General features: G+C 58.4%; 17 protein-coding genes. 12 read left to right on the top strand and 5 right to left on the bottom strand.

What is annotated here, in order from left to right:
- Nucleotides 1-24: 24 nt before the first annotated feature.
- Together GVI59_RS14435 and GVI59_RS14430 are read right to left on the bottom strand one after the other, a co-directional pair.
- Nucleotides 25-996, bottom strand: a complete 972-nt coding sequence (locus GVI59_RS14435; protein WP_173574874.1) for a FecR domain-containing protein — start codon at nucleotides 994-996, stop codon at nucleotides 25-27.
- Between the two features lie 151 nt (nucleotides 997-1,147).
- Nucleotides 1,148-1,654: an RNA polymerase sigma factor gene (locus tag GVI59_RS14430; RefSeq protein ID WP_173574873.1), complete on the bottom strand. Its 507-nt coding sequence runs from the start codon at nucleotides 1,652-1,654 to the stop codon at nucleotides 1,148-1,150.
- Nucleotides 1,655-2,108: 454 nt separating this feature from the next.
- On the opposite strand from GVI59_RS14430, the gene GVI59_RS14425 reads away from it, so the two are divergent.
- The 11 genes from GVI59_RS14425 to GVI59_RS14375 all read left to right on the top strand — a co-directional run bounded on the left by GVI59_RS14425 (nucleotide 2,109) and on the right by GVI59_RS14375 (nucleotide 14,580).
- Nucleotides 2,109-3,344 carry a PepSY-associated TM helix domain-containing protein gene (locus tag GVI59_RS14425; RefSeq protein ID WP_173574872.1) on the top strand — a complete coding sequence of 412 codons (1,236 nt, stop codon included), beginning with the start codon at nucleotides 2,109-2,111 and terminating at the stop codon, nucleotides 3,342-3,344.
- Nucleotides 3,344-3,595, top strand: a complete 252-nt coding sequence (locus GVI59_RS14420) for a hypothetical protein (protein WP_173574886.1) — start codon at nucleotides 3,344-3,346, stop codon at nucleotides 3,593-3,595. Before GVI59_RS14425 ends, GVI59_RS14420 begins: the two co-directional genes overlap by 1 nt.
- On the top strand, nucleotides 3,592-4,338 hold the full coding sequence (gene exbB / locus GVI59_RS14415; RefSeq protein ID WP_141302611.1) for a tonB-system energizer ExbB: 747 nt from the start codon (nucleotides 3,592-3,594) through the stop codon (nucleotides 4,336-4,338). Before GVI59_RS14420 ends, exbB begins: the two co-directional genes overlap by 4 nt.
- Before the next feature lie 6 nt (nucleotides 4,339-4,344).
- On the top strand, nucleotides 4,345-4,839 hold the full coding sequence (gene exbD / locus GVI59_RS14410; protein WP_173574871.1) for a TonB system transport protein ExbD: 495 nt from the start codon (nucleotides 4,345-4,347) through the stop codon (nucleotides 4,837-4,839).
- Nucleotides 4,836-5,708, top strand: coding sequence for a TonB family protein (locus tag GVI59_RS14405; RefSeq protein WP_173574870.1), 873 nt, complete (start codon nucleotides 4,836-4,838; stop codon nucleotides 5,706-5,708). Before exbD ends, GVI59_RS14405 begins: the two co-directional genes overlap by 4 nt.
- Before the next feature lie 4 nt (nucleotides 5,709-5,712).
- Complete coding sequence (locus GVI59_RS14400) at nucleotides 5,713-6,141, top strand: energy transducer TonB (protein ID WP_173574869.1); 429 nt, start codon at nucleotides 5,713-5,715, stop codon at nucleotides 6,139-6,141.
- Between the two features lie 11 nt (nucleotides 6,142-6,152).
- On the top strand, nucleotides 6,153-6,677 hold the full coding sequence (locus GVI59_RS14395) for a Fur family transcriptional regulator (RefSeq protein ID WP_173574868.1): 525 nt from the start codon (nucleotides 6,153-6,155) through the stop codon (nucleotides 6,675-6,677).
- A 94-nt stretch (nucleotides 6,678-6,771) separates the two neighbouring features.
- On the top strand, nucleotides 6,772-9,999 hold the full coding sequence (locus GVI59_RS14390) for an efflux RND transporter permease subunit (RefSeq protein WP_173574867.1): 3,228 nt from the start codon (nucleotides 6,772-6,774) through the stop codon (nucleotides 9,997-9,999).
- Between the two features lie 284 nt (nucleotides 10,000-10,283).
- Nucleotides 10,284-10,820, top strand: coding sequence for a sigma-70 family RNA polymerase sigma factor (locus GVI59_RS14385; protein ID WP_173574866.1), 537 nt, complete (start codon nucleotides 10,284-10,286; stop codon nucleotides 10,818-10,820).
- A 78-nt stretch (nucleotides 10,821-10,898) separates the two neighbouring features.
- Nucleotides 10,899-11,882 (top strand): FecR family protein, encoded by a 984-nt coding sequence (locus GVI59_RS14380; RefSeq protein WP_173574865.1) that lies wholly within the window; start codon nucleotides 10,899-10,901, stop codon nucleotides 11,880-11,882.
- A 163-nt stretch (nucleotides 11,883-12,045) separates the two neighbouring features.
- Nucleotides 12,046-14,580 (top strand): TonB-dependent siderophore receptor, encoded by a 2,535-nt coding sequence (locus GVI59_RS14375; RefSeq protein WP_173574864.1) that lies wholly within the window; start codon nucleotides 12,046-12,048, stop codon nucleotides 14,578-14,580.
- A gap of 257 nt (nucleotides 14,581-14,837) precedes the next feature.
- Here the strand turns inward: GVI59_RS14375 and GVI59_RS14370 are convergent, their stop codons facing one another.
- Complete coding sequence (locus GVI59_RS14370; protein ID WP_173574863.1) at nucleotides 14,838-16,295, bottom strand: FAD-dependent monooxygenase; 1,458 nt, start codon at nucleotides 16,293-16,295, stop codon at nucleotides 14,838-14,840.
- A gap of 230 nt (nucleotides 16,296-16,525) precedes the next feature.
- Nucleotides 16,526-17,413, bottom strand: coding sequence for a LysR family transcriptional regulator (locus GVI59_RS14365; protein ID WP_173574862.1), 888 nt, complete (start codon nucleotides 17,411-17,413; stop codon nucleotides 16,526-16,528).
- Between the two features lie 99 nt (nucleotides 17,414-17,512).
- Between GVI59_RS14365 and GVI59_RS14360 the strand changes: the two genes are divergently transcribed.
- Nucleotides 17,513-18,454, top strand: a complete 942-nt coding sequence (locus tag GVI59_RS14360) for an AEC family transporter (RefSeq protein ID WP_173574861.1) — start codon at nucleotides 17,513-17,515, stop codon at nucleotides 18,452-18,454.
- Here the strand turns inward: GVI59_RS14360 and GVI59_RS14355 are convergent.
- Complete coding sequence (locus tag GVI59_RS14355; RefSeq protein WP_173574860.1) at nucleotides 18,430-19,362, bottom strand: LysR family transcriptional regulator; 933 nt, start codon at nucleotides 19,360-19,362, stop codon at nucleotides 18,430-18,432. The two genes, GVI59_RS14360 and GVI59_RS14355, sit on opposite strands and share 25 nt — an antisense overlap.
- Nucleotides 19,363-19,435 lie beyond the last annotated feature (73 nt).

Here is a 19,435-nt window from a genome sequence, read left to right as displayed (position 1 = left end):
TCACCATAGAACGGCGATGTCCGCTCAGCGTCCTGTTACAACCGCAAACCATGGCGTGAGAGACATGACCTTTCCGCCATAGGGATGCACGATCAGTTGCAACGAAGCTTCCGGATGGCGCAGATCGTAGGAACCGCTGACCCTTCGCGTCGCCAGTGTATCGTGCGCGATAATAATGCGTGTCCGGGTCCAGGGCTGAAGGACAGCCACCATTTCGGCAATGGTGTTGCCCTGCGAGACCAGCATCCCGTCACGCCATAGCCCGATGGTCTCAGGCGACTGGGAACCGACATCAACCCGCGTTCCCTTTACGTCAATCCGGTCACCGGAGCGAAGCTCACGTTCAAGCGAAATACCGCCCAGACCGGACACATGGACTGCTCCTTCCCGCACCGCCACGGAAGTTTCATCTCCCTCCGTGCGCGTATCAAAAGCGGTGCCAATATCGGTGGTCGTCACAGAACCTGCGGTGACGGTAAAGGGCCTGTCAGCATCATGATGCACCACAAAATAGGCTTCACCGCGCAACAGACTGATCCGGCGTTCACGCGCGTTGATGTGGATGGCGAGCGCGGAACGCGGGGCCAGAATGACTTCGCTGCCATCGGCCAGATGGATATCCTCCGTCGTTCCCGCCTGCGTGTAATGATCAGCCCGCAGCCGCAGGCTCAGATCGGGCACAAGCACAAAGGCGGCCACACAGGCCGCCATGACGGCGCCGGCAAGAGACGCCATTCTTACGCGGCGCACACCAACGCGGTCATTCGCTGGCGCAGACCCGCTTCCCCTCCCTGTAACGGAGCTTTTTTTCCGTTCGAATGGCGCGGATGACAGTACGCCCAGTGTTTCGTTGATTTCGTTCCAGGCCTGTTGATGCACCGGACTTTTCTGCAACCAGACCTCGAACTGGTGTCTCAGTTCCCTGTCGTCCGGCTCCTCACGCAGGAAGACATACCAGCCTGCAGCGACCTCATCAGGACTACGCGGTTCGGTCACACGATGGCTCCCTGCGCCGCACGCAGGATCGTTCCGTCCCTGCGCAGGAAAGACAAAGCGACGGACGCGCGAGAGGCTGTTTCGCAAGGGCATACCGATAAGATGTTCGGCATCGCCTGTTTTTCAGAAAATAATTCAAATGCACCGGGGCCTACTGCCCTTCCTTACGTATCCGGTTGCAGATTGCCAGACCTTCCGTAATCAGGCCATGCACCATCGGGATGGATACGCCCAGCACAGCCGCGACTTCCCGTAATTTCATTCCTTCAAAATGATACAGGCGAATGGCCTCCGCCTGCCGTTCAGGCAACGCATCCAGCGCGTCCATCACCCGCATCATGGTTTCACGGGCAGCAGCCGTTTCTTCGGGTGAAACGGCCTCGTCGGCGACTGTCGCGGTGACGACGTCAAAATCCGCCTCACTCATGCGTTCGATTTTGGCGCGACGGGCACGGGTCATCAGAAGGTTGCGCACAATGGTGCGCAGGTAGCTTCCCGGTGACACAATCGTGCCTGCCGACTGCCGGGCAAACAGCAACCATGCATCCTGCACGATGTCTTCAGCCAGCACGGCGTCTCCGGACAACTGTCGCGCATAGGACAACAGACCGGGACGGTGCGCTTCATAAAGCTCAAAAGACGGATGTTTGGACTTCAAGAGCGGATGTTCCCGATGGCACCGCAATGTCAGCAGTCAGAAAATAAGAAAGATTCGCAACTGTGATGGCATACGATCCCGTTTTCCGCAAGGTTTTGTAACACACCTTCGTTGTCGTAAGTGGGTCGCGAAAACGCCTGAACATGCTCTCTTTTATGAAAGCAGCTTACTTTCTGAGGAGGAAACGCAAGGCCTCCTGTAAAGAAGTATATCACAAGTCCGTCATTCAGTGCGCTTCTTTCTGAAAAAACGGGGCCGTCAAACATCCTTACTTTCATGAGGGGTTTGCCCCGTCTTCATTCCGGACGCCGTCAGGGACTGCGTGTTCCGGGCACGCAGGGAGAGTTCATATGCAGCGCGGCCGACCGCCTTCCCATCATGCAGTTGCGATTCAGTGTTATTCTTATTCCTTCAAGGGTAGCCGATACGCGTTATCCGCTGGCGCATTTCTTCCATGACGACCCGCACCCTTCGCCGCTGGTTTGTGGTCCACAAATGGACGAGCCTTGTCTGCACGCTGTTCCTGCTGATCGTGTGCGTGACGGGCCTGCCGCTGCTGTTTTCCGAGCAGATCTGGGACACGTTCGTCGGTGATGATGATCCGCCTTATGAGGTTCTCCCACCCGGCGCGCCCAACGCCAGCCTCGATGTCATCGTGGAAAAAGCGCGGGCGCTGTATCCGGGGCAGATCATCACCAATGTGAATCCGGACGACGATGAACCGGCGGTACTGGTCTCCATGGCTCCAAGCTGGCAGGCCCTGAAGGACGACGAGACCTATCCCGACCGCCATTCCGGCCACTGGATCAAGTTCGACGCCCGCACGGCGAAGGTACTGGAGCAATCCCGTCCGGCGGATGCCCCCAAGGAACCGCGCACCTGGACCGGCATCATCATGGGCACCTGCAATCGGCTTCATATCAGCCTGTTTGCGGGACTGCCCGGTCGCCTGTTTCTCGGTCTTATGGGCGGCGTGTTCGTGGCCTCGCTGATCTCCGGCACGGTTCTGTATGGCCGGTTCATGAAGCGGCTGCCGTTCGGCTCGGTCCGGCGCGACCGGGCTTCCCGCCTGACATGGCTCGACCTGCACAACCTGCTGGGAGCCGCCACACTGGTCTGGGCGACGGTCGTAGGCTTTACCGGACTGGTCAACGAACTCCAGACCCCGCTGTTCGGCCTGTGGCGTGTGACAGACGTGCGGCAGATTTTGCGTCCCTACGCCAACCTGCCGGTGCCGTCGCAGGATCATCTGTCTTCCGTGCAGGCCGCGTTCGATACGGCGGCAAAAGCCGCCCCCGGCAATGAGGTGACCGGCCTGTCCTTCCCCGGCGCGTCCTTCGGCAGTCCGGTGCATTACGTGCTCTGGACCCGTGGCGCGACACCGCTGCGAGCGCGCCTGTTCACGCCGGTGCTGGTCGATGCCCGCACGGGCGAACTGACCGGGGCGTATCCGATGCCGTGGTACCTGCGCTTTCTGGAGATTTCCCGCCCCCTGCATTTCGGGGATTACGGCGGCATGCCGCTGCGCATCCTGTGGGCGCTGCTCGATATCGTTGTGATCGGGGTGCTGGTCAGCGGTCTGGTGCTGTGGGCAGGCAAGCGGAAGATCGCCACCGATGCCCGCCTGCGCGCGCTGGGTTACGAACTGGATGATACGGACGGCGTGGCTGCTTTGGCGGAGCACGCATGATGAACGCCGTTTCTCCAGAAAAACCCATGCCATTTCCTCCTGTTTCGGCATCACGTTCTTTCGTCGCCGTCTGGCCATGGCCGATCGCATTGGGCCTGCTCACCACCTTCGGCCTGCTGTCCGCCCTGCTGGGCCAGCATGGTGTCTGGCTCGTCCTGTCATGGGCCGCCCTTTCCATTCCTCTCATCGTTACGGTCATCTGCCTGATCAGAGCGTGGCGCAGACCGTCTTCCAAAGGAGGTCTCTCATGACCGATCTTGCCCCCATTTCCTTTTCCCCGTGGGACATGTTCCTCAACGCCGGCCCGGTGGTCCGCTGCGTGATGATCCTGCTGGCTGTGGCCTCTTTGCTGACCTGGACGATCTTCATCGCCAAATCGGTCGAACTGCTGCGCGTGCGGATGAAGCTGACAAAAGCCGAGCAGACGCTGGAACAGGCCAATACACTGGACCTCGGCGAGGAAGGCACCCGCCAGAACGGCATCGCCCACACACTGGTCATGGCCGCCGAGACGGAACGCGCACGGTCGCAGGATATCCCCGATGATAGCGAGGGCTTGAAGGAGCGTATCGTCCTGCATCTGGAGCGCCTTGAAGCGGCCGAGGGACGCAGGCTCCTGCGCGGCACCGGCGTGCTGGCGACCATTGGCGCGACCTCGCCCTTCATCGGCCTGTTCGGCACGGTCTGGGGCATCATGACCTCGTTCACCGGCATCGCGGCGAGCAAGGCCACCAGCCTTGCTGTCGTGGCTCCCGGCATTGCCGAAGCCCTGCTGGCGACAGCACTGGGTCTGGTTGCGGCCATTCCAGCGGTGGTGATCTACAACCATCTCGCCCGCCAGACCGCCTCGTGCCGCGCACAGGTGGCCGACCTCACAGCACTGGTGATGCGACTGGTCTCGCGTGATCTCGGTCGCATGCAGGCCCTGACCGCGAGCGGACAGGTGGTGCGGCTTGGCGCATCGCGCGACAGCCGCTCGGTTGCCGGGGAGTAAGGCGGCATGATCCGCATCCGCCATACCGATGAGAACCCGCATGAGGCGAGCGAGATCAATGTCACGCCGTTCATCGACGTGATGCTGGTGCTGCTGGTGATCTTCATGGTTACCGCCCCGCTGACCACGGTGAACGTGCCGGTGGACCTGCCGTCCTCGACCGAAAAGCCGACACCGCGTCCGGATGATCCCGTGTTTCTCACCGTCAAGGCCGATCATGGTCTGGCGCTGGGCGAGGACGACATCAGCACCGATGCGCTTCCCGGCGCGCTGGAAACCGCGACAAAAGGCAACAAAGATGAACGCATTTTCCTCCGCGCCGACAAGACGGTCGATTACGGCACGCTGATGGGGGTGATGGATAAGCTGCGGTCTGCCGGATACCTCAAGGTCGCCCTTGTGAATCTTCAGGGGCAGGAAGAAGGCAGCGAGGCTGACTCGACGCCTGCGCCATCCGGCAATACGGCTCCTGCCGCACCCGCATCCGGAGCGGCACCGTGAGCGGCACGGCAGACGTGACACAGGGACAGGACGTCGCCGTCGAGGGCGCACCCTTCTCCTTTGCCGACTGGCAGCGCCAACAACTCCTTCTGGCCCGGCGGGAAGATGCACTCCGCTGGGGCCTGTCCTTCCTCGCCGTTCTGGCGGTCTGTGGCGGCAGCATCTGGTGGATCATGCGCCTGCCACCACCACCGATGGCCGTGCCCGAACCGCCGCCTGCCGCGATCGCCATCGACATGGCCCCGGAACCGGTCTCGACGCCGACCCCGCCCACGGATGCGCCCATCGGACCGAAACAGACCCAGTCCATCCCCGATCCGGCACCGGTCGAGCCACCGAAGATCACGGCTCCGCCATCACCCGCGCCCAATCCGCCGGTGCCGGTGCCCAAACCGGAGAAGCCGCGCAAGATCGTCAAAAAGAGCAAGCCGGTCCCGCAACTGAAAAAGCCGATCCCGGACAAGACACCACCGGCCGAGGCCACGACCGCGCCGCCGTCAGCGGAAGCGCCTCCCGCTCCAACCCAGGCGGCCCCGGCTCCCGGAGCTTCGTCGTCAAAGGCATCACACGACCCGGTGACATGGCAGGGGGCGTTGCTGGCGCAACTGGAAAAATTCAAGCGCTATCCGTCCGACGCCATGGCCGATCATCAGGAAGGTGTGCCGACCGTGACCTTCTCCATGGACCGCAAGGGCCATGTGCTGTCGGTCCGGCTGACCAGCAGTTCCGGTCATCCGCTTCTCGATCAGGAAGCGGTGGCGCTGCCCAAACGCGCCCAGCCCCTGCCCATCCCACCGGACAGTGTCGCGGGCGATCCCATCACCCTGACCGTGCCCGTCGAATTCTACATTCATGCGGGTGGAGACTGAAGCGATGAGAAGGCGTCAGTATCGTGTGCCGGGACGGTATCTTTTTCCGGTCATTGGCCTTCTGGTTTTCTCAGCACTTTCTCCTCAACAGGGACAGGCTCAATCCGTTACGGAAAGTCAGAACGATCTGGCGCTGTGGCAGGCCGGGATTGTCAGCAGACTGACAGACATCCGCCATTATCCTCCCCAAGCCCGGGCAGATCATGAGCAAGGCATCGTCCTTGTCGGTTTTGCGGTCGATCGGAGCGGGCGCATCCTGACGCCAAGTCTTGCCAGAAGTTCCGGTCATCCTTTGCTGGATGAGGAAGCACTCGCGATGCTCAGGCGTGTCGGTAATCTGCCTCCGCCGCCGTCATCTCTTCCCCAAGATCCAGTTTTTCTGACCTTGCCGGTCATGTTCTGCCTGAGCGCGAAAAACTGTCCAAGATCCTGAAAGGGTTTCCGATGCTCACCTACTCCGAACACCGTCGCTCACCGCCTGCGCTGAACCAGATTCGCCCCGGCATGGGGGCCAACCGCAGCGCCGTGCGCAGGCTGGAAGACCGCTGCGAAGACGTCGACATCAGAATGACCGATCTCCGACGGGTGCTGCTGCATGGTGTTCTTGAAGCCGGTCCCGGGACGACTGCGGTGGATCTCTGGAAGACGCTGAGCCGGATGATGGAACATGGACACGCCCCCTCCCAAGGGTCAATCCAGCGCAACCTGAATCTTTTTGTGGAGCGTGGCATCCTGCGTCGTGATGTCACGCCTGACCGGCTGTGGCGCTACAGCGTGGCCCCGGAACGCAGGACGGCGCTCGCGATTACCTTCGTGGAGGCTGGCACCGGTCGAAAAATCGCCTGCAATGCTCCGGAAGTGGCGACATTGTTGCGCCGGGTCGCGGCCGAGCACGGTCTGGCCGTGCAGGGAGCGGCCATCACCGTGACGCCGTCGGTCGGCGCTGCCTCCGACATGGAGGCGCGATGAGAAGGGCGAAATATTTTCGCCCGATTACTGGAAAAAATTTCTTTCCCGATCGTCTTGATAAACAGAGCCCTCCCGCAGGGACGGGACATCTTCCTTGACATTCATCGCCTGGTTCGTCCGTCGCCCGGTGGCGACCCTCCTGCTGCTGCTTTCCGCCATGCTGTCGGGACTGATGGCGCTGCCCCATCTGCCGGTCTCGGACCTGCCCGATGTGGACCTGCCGGTGATCTCGGTCTCCGCCTCCAACGCAGGCGGCTCGCCCGAGGTCATGGCTCGTACGGTGGCAGCCCCGCTAGAGCGGCATCTGGGCAATATCGCCGGTGTGACGCAGATGCAGTCCACCTCCACGCGGGGTGAGACCTCCATCTCGCTGGGGTTTGAACTGGGGCGCGATCTCAACGGCGCCGCGCGTGATGTGGAAGCGGCGATCCGCGCTGCCCGGCACGACCTGCCGACTACGCCGGGGTCCGATCCCAGCTACCATCGCGCCAATCCCAATGCGACACCGGTGCTGATCCTTGCCGTGACACCGGGCATGCAGTCCATGGTGCGGCTGTATGATCTGGTGAACACCACCCTTCGGCCGATGCTTCTGCAGGTGCCGGGTGTGGGCGATGTGACGCTCATGGGCAGTTCCGCGCCCGCCGTGCGGGTGGAGATGAACCCGCTGCTATTCTTCAAATACGGCATGGGGTTCGAAAACCTGCGCGCGGCGCTGGCTTCGGCCAATGCGCATACACCGAAGGGCGTGATCGATACGGCTGGTCAGCGCTACCAGCTTTCCGTCAACGATCAGGCCGAGCACGCCGATGCCTATCGCAATATGGTCATCGCCTACAAGAACGGACGACCCATCCTCCTGCGTGACGTGGCGACCGTCACCGACAGCATGCAGGACGTGAACGCGGCCGCGTTCTTTGACGGAAAACCGGCCCTGACCCTGATGGTGCGCGCCCAGCCGGGAGCCAATCTGGTCGGCATTGTCGATGCGGTGAAGGCCCGCCTCCCGCAATTGCGGACACTGATGCCGCCGGGAGCGGATATCGCGGTGGCGCGGGATGGGTCGACGGTGATCCGGTCCTCGCTCCATCATACGCTGGTGACGCTGCTGGCCGCCTGTGTTCTGGCGCTGGCTGTGGTCTGGGTATTCCTGCGGTCATGGACCGCGTCCATCGCAGCCGCGATCATCGTGCCGTGCTGCCTGATCGCCAGTCTTGGACCGATGCATCTGGCGGGGTTTGGGCTGGATAACCTCTCGCTCATGGCGCTGACGGTGGTCACGGGGCTGGTAGTGGATGACGCCATTGTGGTGATCGAGAACATCATCCGCATGCGTGAGCGCGGTCTGTCCATTGATGAGGCGGCCATTGCCGGGGCCAGCGAGGTGGCGTTCACGCTGCTCTCCATCACCGTCTCGGTGCTGGCGGTGTTCCTACCGATCGGGCTGGCGTCTGGGCTGACGGGACGGCTGTTCCGGGAGTTTGCCGGGACGGTGGGGGTCGCCGTGACGGTGTCGCTGATCCTGTCCTGCATGGTCACACCGTGTCTGACGGCGTTGTGCATGCGCTTTGCCGAAAACAGAACCGCCGTTCATCCAGAAGTGGATGCCGCAGATTTTCTGGATCATGAAAAACACAGCGGCAGCCTGTATCGGCGCACTCTGGAAATCTGCCTGACCCACCCCGGCAAGACGGCACTGCTGCTGCCGCTGACCCTGCTGGCGACCGGTTTTCTGTTTCTGCGTATGCCAAAGGTCGTGTTCCCGCGTCAGGATATCGGCATTGTCTCGGGCGGGTCGCGTGGCAGCGGCAGTTCTCTTGCCCAGACCAGGGCCCGGCTGGAGCGGTTCAGCAGGGTGCTGCTGGAAGACCCGGCCGTCAGCCACGTCATCGCCTATCTCGATACCGGCGAAGGCTCCAGCCACGGCATGGTGTTCGCCTCGTTGCGCGACCTGTCCACCGGGCGGGCATCGGGAACGGAAGTGGCGGCCCGCGTGGTGGCCCGGATGGGGAAAGACATTCACGCCGAATATCACGCGCAGGCGCCGGGCAACATCATGATGCGGGTTGGCTCGAACAGCAGTGGAGTGAGCTACATCCTGCGCAGCGAGGATGACCGGCTGCTGGGGCCGGCGACACGGAAACTGGCGAAAGCCCTGCGTCATCACCCGGAATTTGCAGATGTGGACCCGGACGTCGATCCGCCCGGACAGGGCATCACCCTGGCGATCGACCGCGATACCGCCGCCCGCGTTGGCGTCACGCCGCAGGTGATCGGCAACACCCTGTCTGATGCGCTGGGCCAGACCACGGCCTCGGTCGTCTACACGACACACGGGCAATATAACGTGGTGCTGACCGTGGAAAACCGCTTCCAGCGCGATCCGGAGATCCTCAAGCAGTTCTGGGTCAGCCCGTCCGGCGGATCAGCGTCGGGCAGCTCGGCGTCCAACACCATCCGGGTGGTGACATCGGCTGCGGCCAGCACCACAACCTCAACGGGTGCCACGGCATTCAGAAACCAGATCGCCAATTCTCTGGCGGGCGGGGCCAATGCTTCCACGGGTTCGGCTGTGGCGACCGGGGCGGAGACACTGGTGCCGCTGTCGGTCGTGGCCCGCATTACCTCCAGCCTCGACCCGGTGGCCGTGACCCATCTCGGCTATGCCAGTTCCGCCTCGCTGGCGCTGGAACTGGCCCCCGGCGTCAGCCTGTCACAGGCGCAGGCGATCATCGATCAGGAATGGCGGAACCAGCATCTCCCGGGAACCATAAACGGTGAACTGCAGAGTGATGAGGGTGACGTCGGCAAAAGCACCCATGACAGCGAGATCCTGATCGTCGGTGCTGTGCTCGCCGTCTATCTGACATTGGGCATGCTGTATGAAAGCGTGTGGCACCCGCTGACCATTCTCTCCACCATCCCCTCGGCCGGGATCGGGGCTGTCATGGCGCTCGACCTGTTCGGGCTGCCGTTCTCGGGCATGGCGGTGATCGCCATGCTGCTGCTCACCGGCATCTCGCTGAAGAACGCCATCCTGCTGGTGGATTTCGCCATCCATGCCGAGCGCGAACGCGGCATGACGCCACGGGACGCCATCCGCGAGGCCTGTCTGCTGCGGCTGCGGCCCATCGTCATGACCACCTTTGCCGCGGCCCTCGGCGCGCTGCCTCTGGTGCTGATGGGCGGCTACGGCATGGAACTGCGCCAGCCGCTGGGCATCGCGCTGATCGGTGGCCTGCTCGTCAGTCAGGCCCAGACCATGTTCACGACCCCGGCGCTTTATCTGCTGGTGACCAAGGCAGTTGTCCGTTTGAAATAATGCAAGAACAGGCAGTCCGAATCCTGTAAACCCATCTTGATATTTCAGGAGATCTGTCGATTTAACCCTCTCCGCCTCATTGGCAACACATCGCGTATCCGGATGCTGCATGACGAACAGGTCGCCGGTTTTTATAGGGGTAAAAAACGCTGTCCTGACATGCTGGTCATCCCGCACATCACAACCGCTTCCCACCTCTTCCGTCCTTGCAATTGCGATCCATTCTTAATAATGTTCGCCATGCTTCGGCATGTCAGATTCTGTGAGCGCTGGAACGGAATGCAGTGGCAAGCGACGAAACAATTCTTTCAGTCTATCTGGACAACAGGCTTCGTTTCCTGAACCTCGCCACCAGAATTGTCGGCTCCCGTACAAAAGCCGAAGACATCGTGCAGGATGCTTTCGTCAATGTGTCGCAGGCGGTCAGTAGCGGCACGACTGTCATCAGCCCCCTGCCCTATTTCATACAGATCGTGCGACGGCTTTCTCTGGATCATATGCGTTCAGGCAAGGTAAGATTTGAAGAAACATATACTGAACAGGTTCTCGCAGCGCTCTCGGTAGACTACCGCACTCCTGAAGATTCCTCCCTCTCCCGGTCACAACTCGCCGTCATTGCTTCTGTTCTGGACACTTTACCAAAACGGACACGCCTTGCTTTCGAAATGCAGAGGTTTGGCGGCTATAAGCTGCGTGAAATCGCTGAGGTTCTCGACATATCCATAGGACGAGCCGCACAATTGATCGCGGATGCATTCAGGGAATGTAAATACGCTCTGGACGAGGAGAAATGCCGGACGCAAAAAGACTCTCTTCCTTGAAAACAGGATATTTCATTCGTCTCATTATAAGGCGCGCTATCAGAATATGGCGTCAGCTCATTTTTCCATGGGGATTCCATGAACGCCTCCTCGACCGAAGATGATTCACGGGCAGTCTCGGAGGCTACCGAATTTCTGGTTCTGCTTCTGGACGACCCGGAGAATACATCGCTGCATGCGAAAATTCAGCGGTGGAGGAAAGCTGATGCCGCACACGATGCGGCCTGGCGAGGCATGGTGGATATCTGGCATCTGACAGGAGATATCGGGCCTGTCCTCCTGCCGCTCGAAAGAGCTTCCATCAGTCAGCCGAGAAATCCTGTTTTCAGACGTCGACGTATCCTCGCTTTTGCTGGCGCCGTATGTGCATGCGGGTTAGTCTTTCTGTTCAGAAACGATATCCGTCTTTCTGTTCTCTCGGATTATCGGACAGGCACAGCCGAGAACCGGATGGTCCAGTTACCTGACGGCAGCATCGCGACACTGGGAGCACGCTCCGCCATCGCCCTTCACTATACATCCCGACAACGACAGGTGAGCGTTCTGGCAGGCGAAGTGTTTTTTAACGTGCGTCATGACAGCACTCATCCCTTTGTCGTTCTGGCTGGCAAGATGACGGCTCGTGACATCGGCACACGCTTCGATGTCAACAAAAGTGACGACCGGATCGACGTGGCCGTCAATGAAGGTCGCATTGGCCTCAACTATGGCATTCAGGGCGCGACCACCGAACGTCAGATGTTCGCAGGAGATCTTGTTTCGATCAACGTCCGGTCAGGGACAGTCACGCAGTCTCATGTGAATCCGTCCGAGGTCGGTTCCTGGAAGGAAAAACGTCTGACAGTCAGTGACGCAACCGTTCATTCAGTGGTGGAAACGCTGCGACGCTATTATCCGGGCTTTATTGTTACCTATGGAAAGGGCCTTGATACGATCCATGTCGCCGGATCGTATGATCTTACAGACATACCGGGCGCTCTGAGAGCGGTCGCAGCTCCTGCCCATGTTTCGGTCAAGGAGATAGACTCTCGTTTTCTGCTGATCAGCGCGAAATCATCATGATCAGCTCAAGCGATAATCATTTTCAGAACACGTCTTTTCCAATCACACCGCAATTTTTCTCTTTTCCCCTATAAAAAGATCGCCCTCGTTCTTCTCATAATTATGCGAATGATAATTGATCGCATACCTGTGTGGCATTCGGGAAGAAGAGGCAATTTTAAGGATGGCAGCCAACAGTCAGACGGCTCCGCGCGCTGCGCAGCGTTTTCGGCATTACCTGATGATCGGCATTACGGAAATCGCACTGCTGCATGGCGTTCCAGCTTTGGCGGCACCGTCTGACCCGTCACAACAGGACAGCGAGGTCAAAAACTTCCATATTGCCGGACAGCCGCTCGCCAGCGCGCTATCGGCCTTTGCCCAGCAATCGGGGCGGCAGATATCCTACGATCCTGCCATAACGACAGGCATCTCGACGAAAGGTGTTTCGGGCACACTGACGCCAGAAGCAGCCCTTTCCACTCTCCTGAGCGGGACATCCGTCCAGTTCCGCAGACTGAATGCGCGCACACTCATTCTGGAACGTAAAAGCTCATCGTCAATCACACTTGGTCCTGTCCGCGTGGGAGGAGCTGTCACCCATCAAGACCCGACAGGTCCCGGTGTTGGTTATTTTGCCGAGAACACCATGGCCGGAACAAAAACGAATACGCCGCTCATCGAAATTCCCAATTCGATTTATGTGGTGACCAAGCAGCAGATGGTCGATCAGCAGGCCCAGAATGTCGCTCAGGCATTACGGTACAGTGCAGGCGTTTATTCTGAAGCTCAGGGTACAAATCTGACCGGCGCAGCCTATAGCGGTGAAAACGGTATAAGACAGCGCGGTTTCGTGACAACGCAGTTTGTCGATGGGCTGCAATCCAGTTCCTATACAGCCGCAGAAACCGCTTTTCTGGATCGGATTGAAGTCGTGAACGGACCGGCTTCTGTCACATACGGACAGACTGCTCCGGGTGGCCTTATCGGAATGGATTTGAAAAAACCTACGACAACGCCACTGCGACAGGCCACAGTCGGTTTCGGAAACTGGGGACGGTACGAAGCAACTGTTGATGTCAGCGACAAGATTACCAAAAGCGGCAACCTGCGTTATCGCGTCGCCGCCATCGGCGTTACGCAGGGAACACAGACCCAGTATGTCGATTATAAGCGCGTCGGTGTCCTGCCGTCCCTGACGTGGGATATTGATCACAAAACATCGTTGAGTGTTCTTGGGAGTTACATCTACACTCCTGATAGCGGCGCCAATACGGTTGTCTATCCTATTGTCGGGTCACTTCTTCGCGGCCCTTATGGAAGGATTTCCCGCAGTGTATTTCTTGGCATGCCTCGCTGGAACACGAACAAAACGACGTCGTCAATGTTCGAATATCAGTTCCGCCACAAGTTCAATAGTTTCCTGGATTTTCAGCAGGTATTCCGGTGGGAGGCGTCTGACTGGGATCTCCAGAATTCCTATTTCAGCGAACAGGTTTCCGCCAGTGAGGTCAAACGAAGAGCATGGGAGGTACAGGGATATAATCGGACTGTGGCGCTTGATACCCGTCTGACGGGCCGCGTCACGACAGGGCCACTTCACCATACCTGGATTGTCGGGTCTGATTTTCGTCAGATTGAATCAAAGACCGCCAACATGTTTGGTGAATTTGACACTCTCAATCTGTTTTCTCCTGATTACAATTTCGTGCCCTGCATCGCCAATCCTTACGCATGTGGGTCTACGGGTTATCTCAATCATACTTCCTATTTTCAGGAAGGCGTCTATTTCCAGGATCAGATCAAATGGGGAGGTCTCTCCGTCATTCTGGGTGGTCGACAGGACTGGTTCAACACGACAAACCGTAGCGGGTCACGGCAATACAATTCGGATGGCACTTCGACTCTTTCAGGCGGATCGCCCAGTGAGCGTCCACAATCGGCGTTTACCTGGCGTGCTGGTCTTGTTTACAAGTTCGACTTCGGTCTTGCTCCATACTTCAGTTACAGCACCTCATTTGTGCCTCAGACAACAAGTGACTGGCGCGGAAAGCCGTTTTCACCACTCACAGGAAAACAGTTCGAAGTGGGCCTGAAATACCAGATTCCAAAAACCGAGGTTTTTCTGACGGCAGCGGCCTTTCATCTTAATGAAGATCATTATCTTGTCGGAGATAACGAACATCCCAATTTCAGTGCCGATGCTGGCCGGGTCGCAGCCAAAGGGGTCGAACTGTCAGCAAACGCCAATATAACAAAGGATCTGCATCTTACGGCGTCCTATACCTATACCGATATTCGGTATGCAAAAAACAACCTGACGACTTCCAAAATCGATCTGGCGACTCTGAGTGAAACGGAGCTTGTCGCGGAACAGGGAAAATATGTGCAGAATGTCCCTCGCAACATGATGTCGGCGTTTATCGATTATACCCTGCCTCGTTCCATTTTTCATGGACTGGGTGTAAACTGGGGTATTCGTTATATAGGTTTTACCTATCCCGATGCCGCCAACTCTTATAAAGTTCCAGCCTACGTGCTTTTCGATATCGGAGCACATTATGATTTTTCGGAACTCTCTCCGAAACTACATGGTTTAAAGGCTCAGTTGGCAATTTCGAATCTGACAAACAAATATTATGTTACCGGATGCTCTTCGGATCAGTGCTATCTGGGGCAGGCCCGTCGTTTTTATGGGAACATCTCCTATAACTGGTGATGTTTTTTAAACCGGATCAGTGACAGACCACGCTCTGCCAACAGCCATCAAGCAACGACTCAACAGAGGAACAATACCGGTATAACGGCGGAATTTCTCCGCCATCCCACTTTATACTTTTCGGGCAGAGTATGGTTAACGTCTTCTATAGGAAAACAGAAACTGCCGTCGTATATCGGACACAAAAGTAGCTACGGACGGTCGGATTTCATGATCGGACATCACCAATATGGCTCAAGTTCATCAGCGTTGATATTTCAAACTTTCATTCCATTTAAGGCCATATCGATTACCTTCCAGTCCCCACTCTTTGCAGCAGCAGCGACGTAACCATCAGGGCGCACCAGCCATATACCGTTTCCATCCGGTGGCAGGCGCACTTCGGACGCCAACAAATCTGAATGACGCGCAATCATGGCCCGCGCGTCAGCGCTGTTCCGGGCAAGAAGTATAAAGCGGGGAACATCGTCTCGCCCGGCACTTCGTCCTGAAATCAGTCGCTGTCCCGGTTCAGGGCCACGTAGCCCCCGGGCGGACCCCATGTTGAGAGGACTGTCAGGGTAGTTGATCTGGATTCCGGAAAGCCGATTGGCGATGGCATGACGGATTACCGGAATGCTGAAACCATGTTTTACAACAAAGTTGCGCACTCGCTGCGTCAGCGGACTTCTGAGCAGAACAACTCTGGTCATACGGCTGGAATCCGACAATATCTGCCGTGCAACGCCACTGCGTTCGATACTGTAGCTGTCCAGCAGACACGACGCGGCTTCCTTGCGTTCGACAAGCGCCAGCTTCCAGGCGAGGTTGAAGGCGTCCTGCATGCCCATATTCATACCCTGACCGCCGGCAGGACTATGAACATGGGCGGCATCACCGGCCAGAAACACGCGGCCCTTGCGGTAATCCGGGACCTTGCGTTCATTGACCCCAAAATCCGACAGCCACACTGGATCAGACAGGATGATTCCACCCGGTCCCCGCCTGTCGACAATTGTCTGCATTTCCTCAAGATCCGGCATATGCAGCGGAACAGAACCCAGATCTGCGATGATACGATAGCGAGCACACGATATGGGAAAGAACATGACGGCCCCGTCCGGATGCCAGAAAATCGCCGGTTCGTCTGACGGGATCGTAAGACCCTTCACATGCGCATCAGCAAGAACAAAGCCCATGGGCAACGTATCCCCTTCAAATGGCAGTCCCAGTCTGCCCCGAACAAAGGAATGCGCACCATCGCAACCGATGAGCCATGCAGCTTCCACTATCTCAATTTTGCCCCCGGCATGCCTGAGCGTGCACGAAACACCGTCTTTCCTGTTAATGAAGTCTGTCAGTTCGGTTTCGCGTTCGACAGCAAGACCAGAAGTTCCGAGATGGTCCTCCAGCAATCGCTCGGTCTCCGACTGCGGAAGCATCAGCAGGTAATTGAAGGAAGAGGCGATCGTCCCGAGCGGAATACGGGCGAGAGTTCTCTTGCCGACATGGATGCTGACGGCTTTTGCATGTAACCCGGCGGCCGTAAAAGCATCCACACATCCCGCCATCTCAAGCAGTTCGAGGGTTCGTGGCCATATCGCCAAAGCCCGTGACTGGGTGGTACGCGCGGGCAACCTGTCAACAATCCTGACTGGCACACAGTAACGGGTCAGTTCGACAGCCATGGTCAGACCGACAGGCCCCGCACCGATAACGAGAACGGGCTTTGACATGGTTTTTATCCGAAGGAAAAGAACTGTCCGGCCATACGGACGGGTAGCGCCACGTTAACGCCCGATGATCCTGATTGTTCCTGTCGGCCAAATGCAATGAATCGCAGATTTTCAACGATCCCTTTGCAGGCCGGACAGGTCAGGAGACTTTCTGTCATCTTCGCATTCGTATAAAAATCAGCGGACAGGAGAAAATATTGAAAATCGGCTCTCCACATGGATTGCATGAATCAGATTGAAGTCTGCTGCATTGCTTTTCCGATTTCCATGAATGTCGAAACCGCAGGGTTTTTCGTAGTAATCGGCGCACGAAGGACAACATCAAGTTGAGGAGAGTCTGAAAGAGCCCTTGATGTCAGCCCGCCTCCCAGTTCGTTGCACAGCGATGCCGGGATAAGCGCGACGCCCAATCCTTTTGCAACAAGCTGGATGATCGTGTGCTGCAACCGGGGTTCAAGCACGACATGCGGAACAAGTCCTTTGGCAGAAAAATAGCTATTGATCGCAGATCGTAGAGCAGGCGCTGTCGCGACCGGTGCGGCGATGATCCTCTCATTACAGAGCGCCATAGGGCCGATCTGTCTGGCTGCGGCGAGAACATGGTCCTTTCTCATGATGATACGCAACCGTTCCCTGGCCAGTAAAACTGTTTGCAGATTCAGTGTATATTCGGAACCGAATGTCACTGCGGCATCCAGTGTTCCCGCCACCAGCATCTCGTCAATTTCTGTCGGCGTGCGTTCATCAAGGACAAGGCGGACATCCGGCCGCGCCTCGGAATAAAGCTGCACGAGTTGCGGCACGACACTGTGGGCGGCATGCATCATGAATCCAAACCGCAATTCGCCCTTCATACCGCTGGCGACCAGCCTTACATCCCGACAGGCATCCTCAAACTGCCCCAGCACGTTTCGGCAGTCTTTCATGAAGTGTTTTCCGGCAGGGGTCAGCGCCACGTTCCGCGAGTTTCGCTCAAACAGCTTCACGCCCAGAGAGTGCTCGATCATGGCGATCTGACGACTGAACGGCGGCTGACTCATATTCATCCGTTCGGCGGCCCGACCGAAATGAAGCGTCTCGGCCAGAGCCATGAAATACCGCATATGCCGCGTGTCCATATGATACCCTGAAAGCATTGATCGCATACTGTTTGAGTATTGGATTATATCAATAGCCTCCGGTAGCGTCACGCCTCTGCTGACTTCCCGAGTTCCTTGATGCTGAATAATCTGCTGATCGTCCTGCCGATCTTTGCCCTCATCCTCACCGGATGGATCGCGCGCAAATCGGGAGCGCTCAGTCCCAACGCCACGCGCGAAATCAATCGGCTGGTGGTCTATCTCGCACTGCCTGCGGTACTGTTCGACATCGTGGCGAACGCAAAACTGACCGATCTGTGGGAGCCGGGTTTCATTGCGGCGTTCACGCTCGGCTGTTTTATCGTGTTCGCTGGAACGCTGTGGTGGCGGGTGTCAACAGGACATCATCTTGCCGATGCCGCCATTGACGGACTGAACGCGAGTTACGCCAATACGGGGTTCGTCGGTTTCCCGCTTGTCCTGTCTCTTGTCGGCGATACCGGCATGGCGCCAACGCTCATCGCCACGATCGTGACGGTCTGTGTGCTGTTTGTCATCGCGATCGTCCTGATCGAAGCCGGGCTGCAGACCGAAGCACGCCGTCGCGACATTGTCACGAAAACGCTTTTCTCACTGGTGAAAAATCCGTTGCTGGTGGCGCCCACGCTTGGTGGCCTTGTCATGGTATCCGGTGGCCATCTGCCCGGACCGGTTCATGCTTTTCTGAAACTTCTCGGCGGGGCCGCATCCCCTTGCGCCCTGATCGCCCTCGGTCTGTTCCTTGCCGGGAATTCTGCCGACGCCGCGTCTGCACGCCCGTCCACTGCCGCCATTCTTGTCGGTCTGAAACTGATCGCCCAGCCTCTGGTTACATGGATCATTGCAGCGCCCCTGCTCCACCTGCCTGCGGCGACGACGCATATTGCCGTGCTTCTTGCCGCACTCCCGACGGGAACCGGCTCGTTCATGCTGGCGGAATTCCATGACCGGGAGGCGGCTCTTACCGGGCGTGTCGTTCTGACCTCCACCGTGCTCTCGATTGCAACGATTTCGCTCTATCTCGCCTTCGCACCCGCGTAGGGACGTTCATCGGCATTCCGGCGAAGTCGCGAGCCAATAATCTCCACCAGCCAGTCCACAAAGACGCGCACACGCGGAGAAAGCTGTCTGCTGCTCGGATAAAGGACCGAGACCGGCGTTGGCATGGGTGGAAAATCAGGAAGCACTTCGACCAGTACGCCATTCGCAAGGTCATTGGCTAAACCGTAGCGCGGAACCTGCACGAGGCCAAAGCCAAGTCTGGCTGCTTCGGCATAGGTATCAACACCTCCGACCAACAGGCGCGCCGGAAGCGAAATCTCGATCACCTCCTCTCCGCGCGTAAACTCCAGCGGCAGAGGCTGGCCGGTGCGTGAAGACACGAAGCCGATCATCTGATGGCCCTCAAGATCGTCGGGAGAGGCAGGCGTTCCGTGCCGCGCCAGATACGCCGGGCTCGCAACCGTCACCTCCTCCATAACGCCGAGGGAGTGGGCGATCATGTCGCTGTCCGGCAGGCTTCCGGTCCGGACCACGCAATCCACCCCTTCGCGCACCAGATCGACAAACCGCTCGCCTTCGCCAAGATGAACGGTCAGCGCCGGATGACGGGCGAGGAAATCCGGTAGCGCCGGCAGCAGAAGCATGCGCGCCAGACGTCCGATCACATCAGCGCGCAGAAGTCCCGCAACAGCACCACTCGCGCTACGATCGGCGTCTTCGAGGTCCGCCAGGATCGCGACACAGCGGCGATAATAGGCGGTGCCTTCCTCGGTGGGCCGGACGTGGCGGGTCGATCGGTGCAACAGGCGCGTCCCAAGCCTTTGCTCCAGCGCCCTGACCGCGGCGGTCGCAAGCGGGCGGGAGACGCCGCAATCGGCTGCCGCAGCAGTGAAACTGCCACGGTCAACAATGCGGACAAAGAGGTCGAGTGTCGCAAGCCTGTCCATGGGATTATTCCATGAGGCAAAACAATGCTGACGGAAAGAGCGCTCTTATCGAACAGATGACATTGTGACCAGA

The organism is Acetobacter sicerae (assembly GCF_011516765.1).
Classification (GTDB): domain Bacteria; phylum Pseudomonadota; class Alphaproteobacteria; order Acetobacterales; family Acetobacteraceae; genus Acetobacter; species Acetobacter sicerae.
The sequence above is the reverse complement of the archived record's forward strand: the minus strand, read 5'-3'. Positions and strand labels throughout refer to the sequence as shown.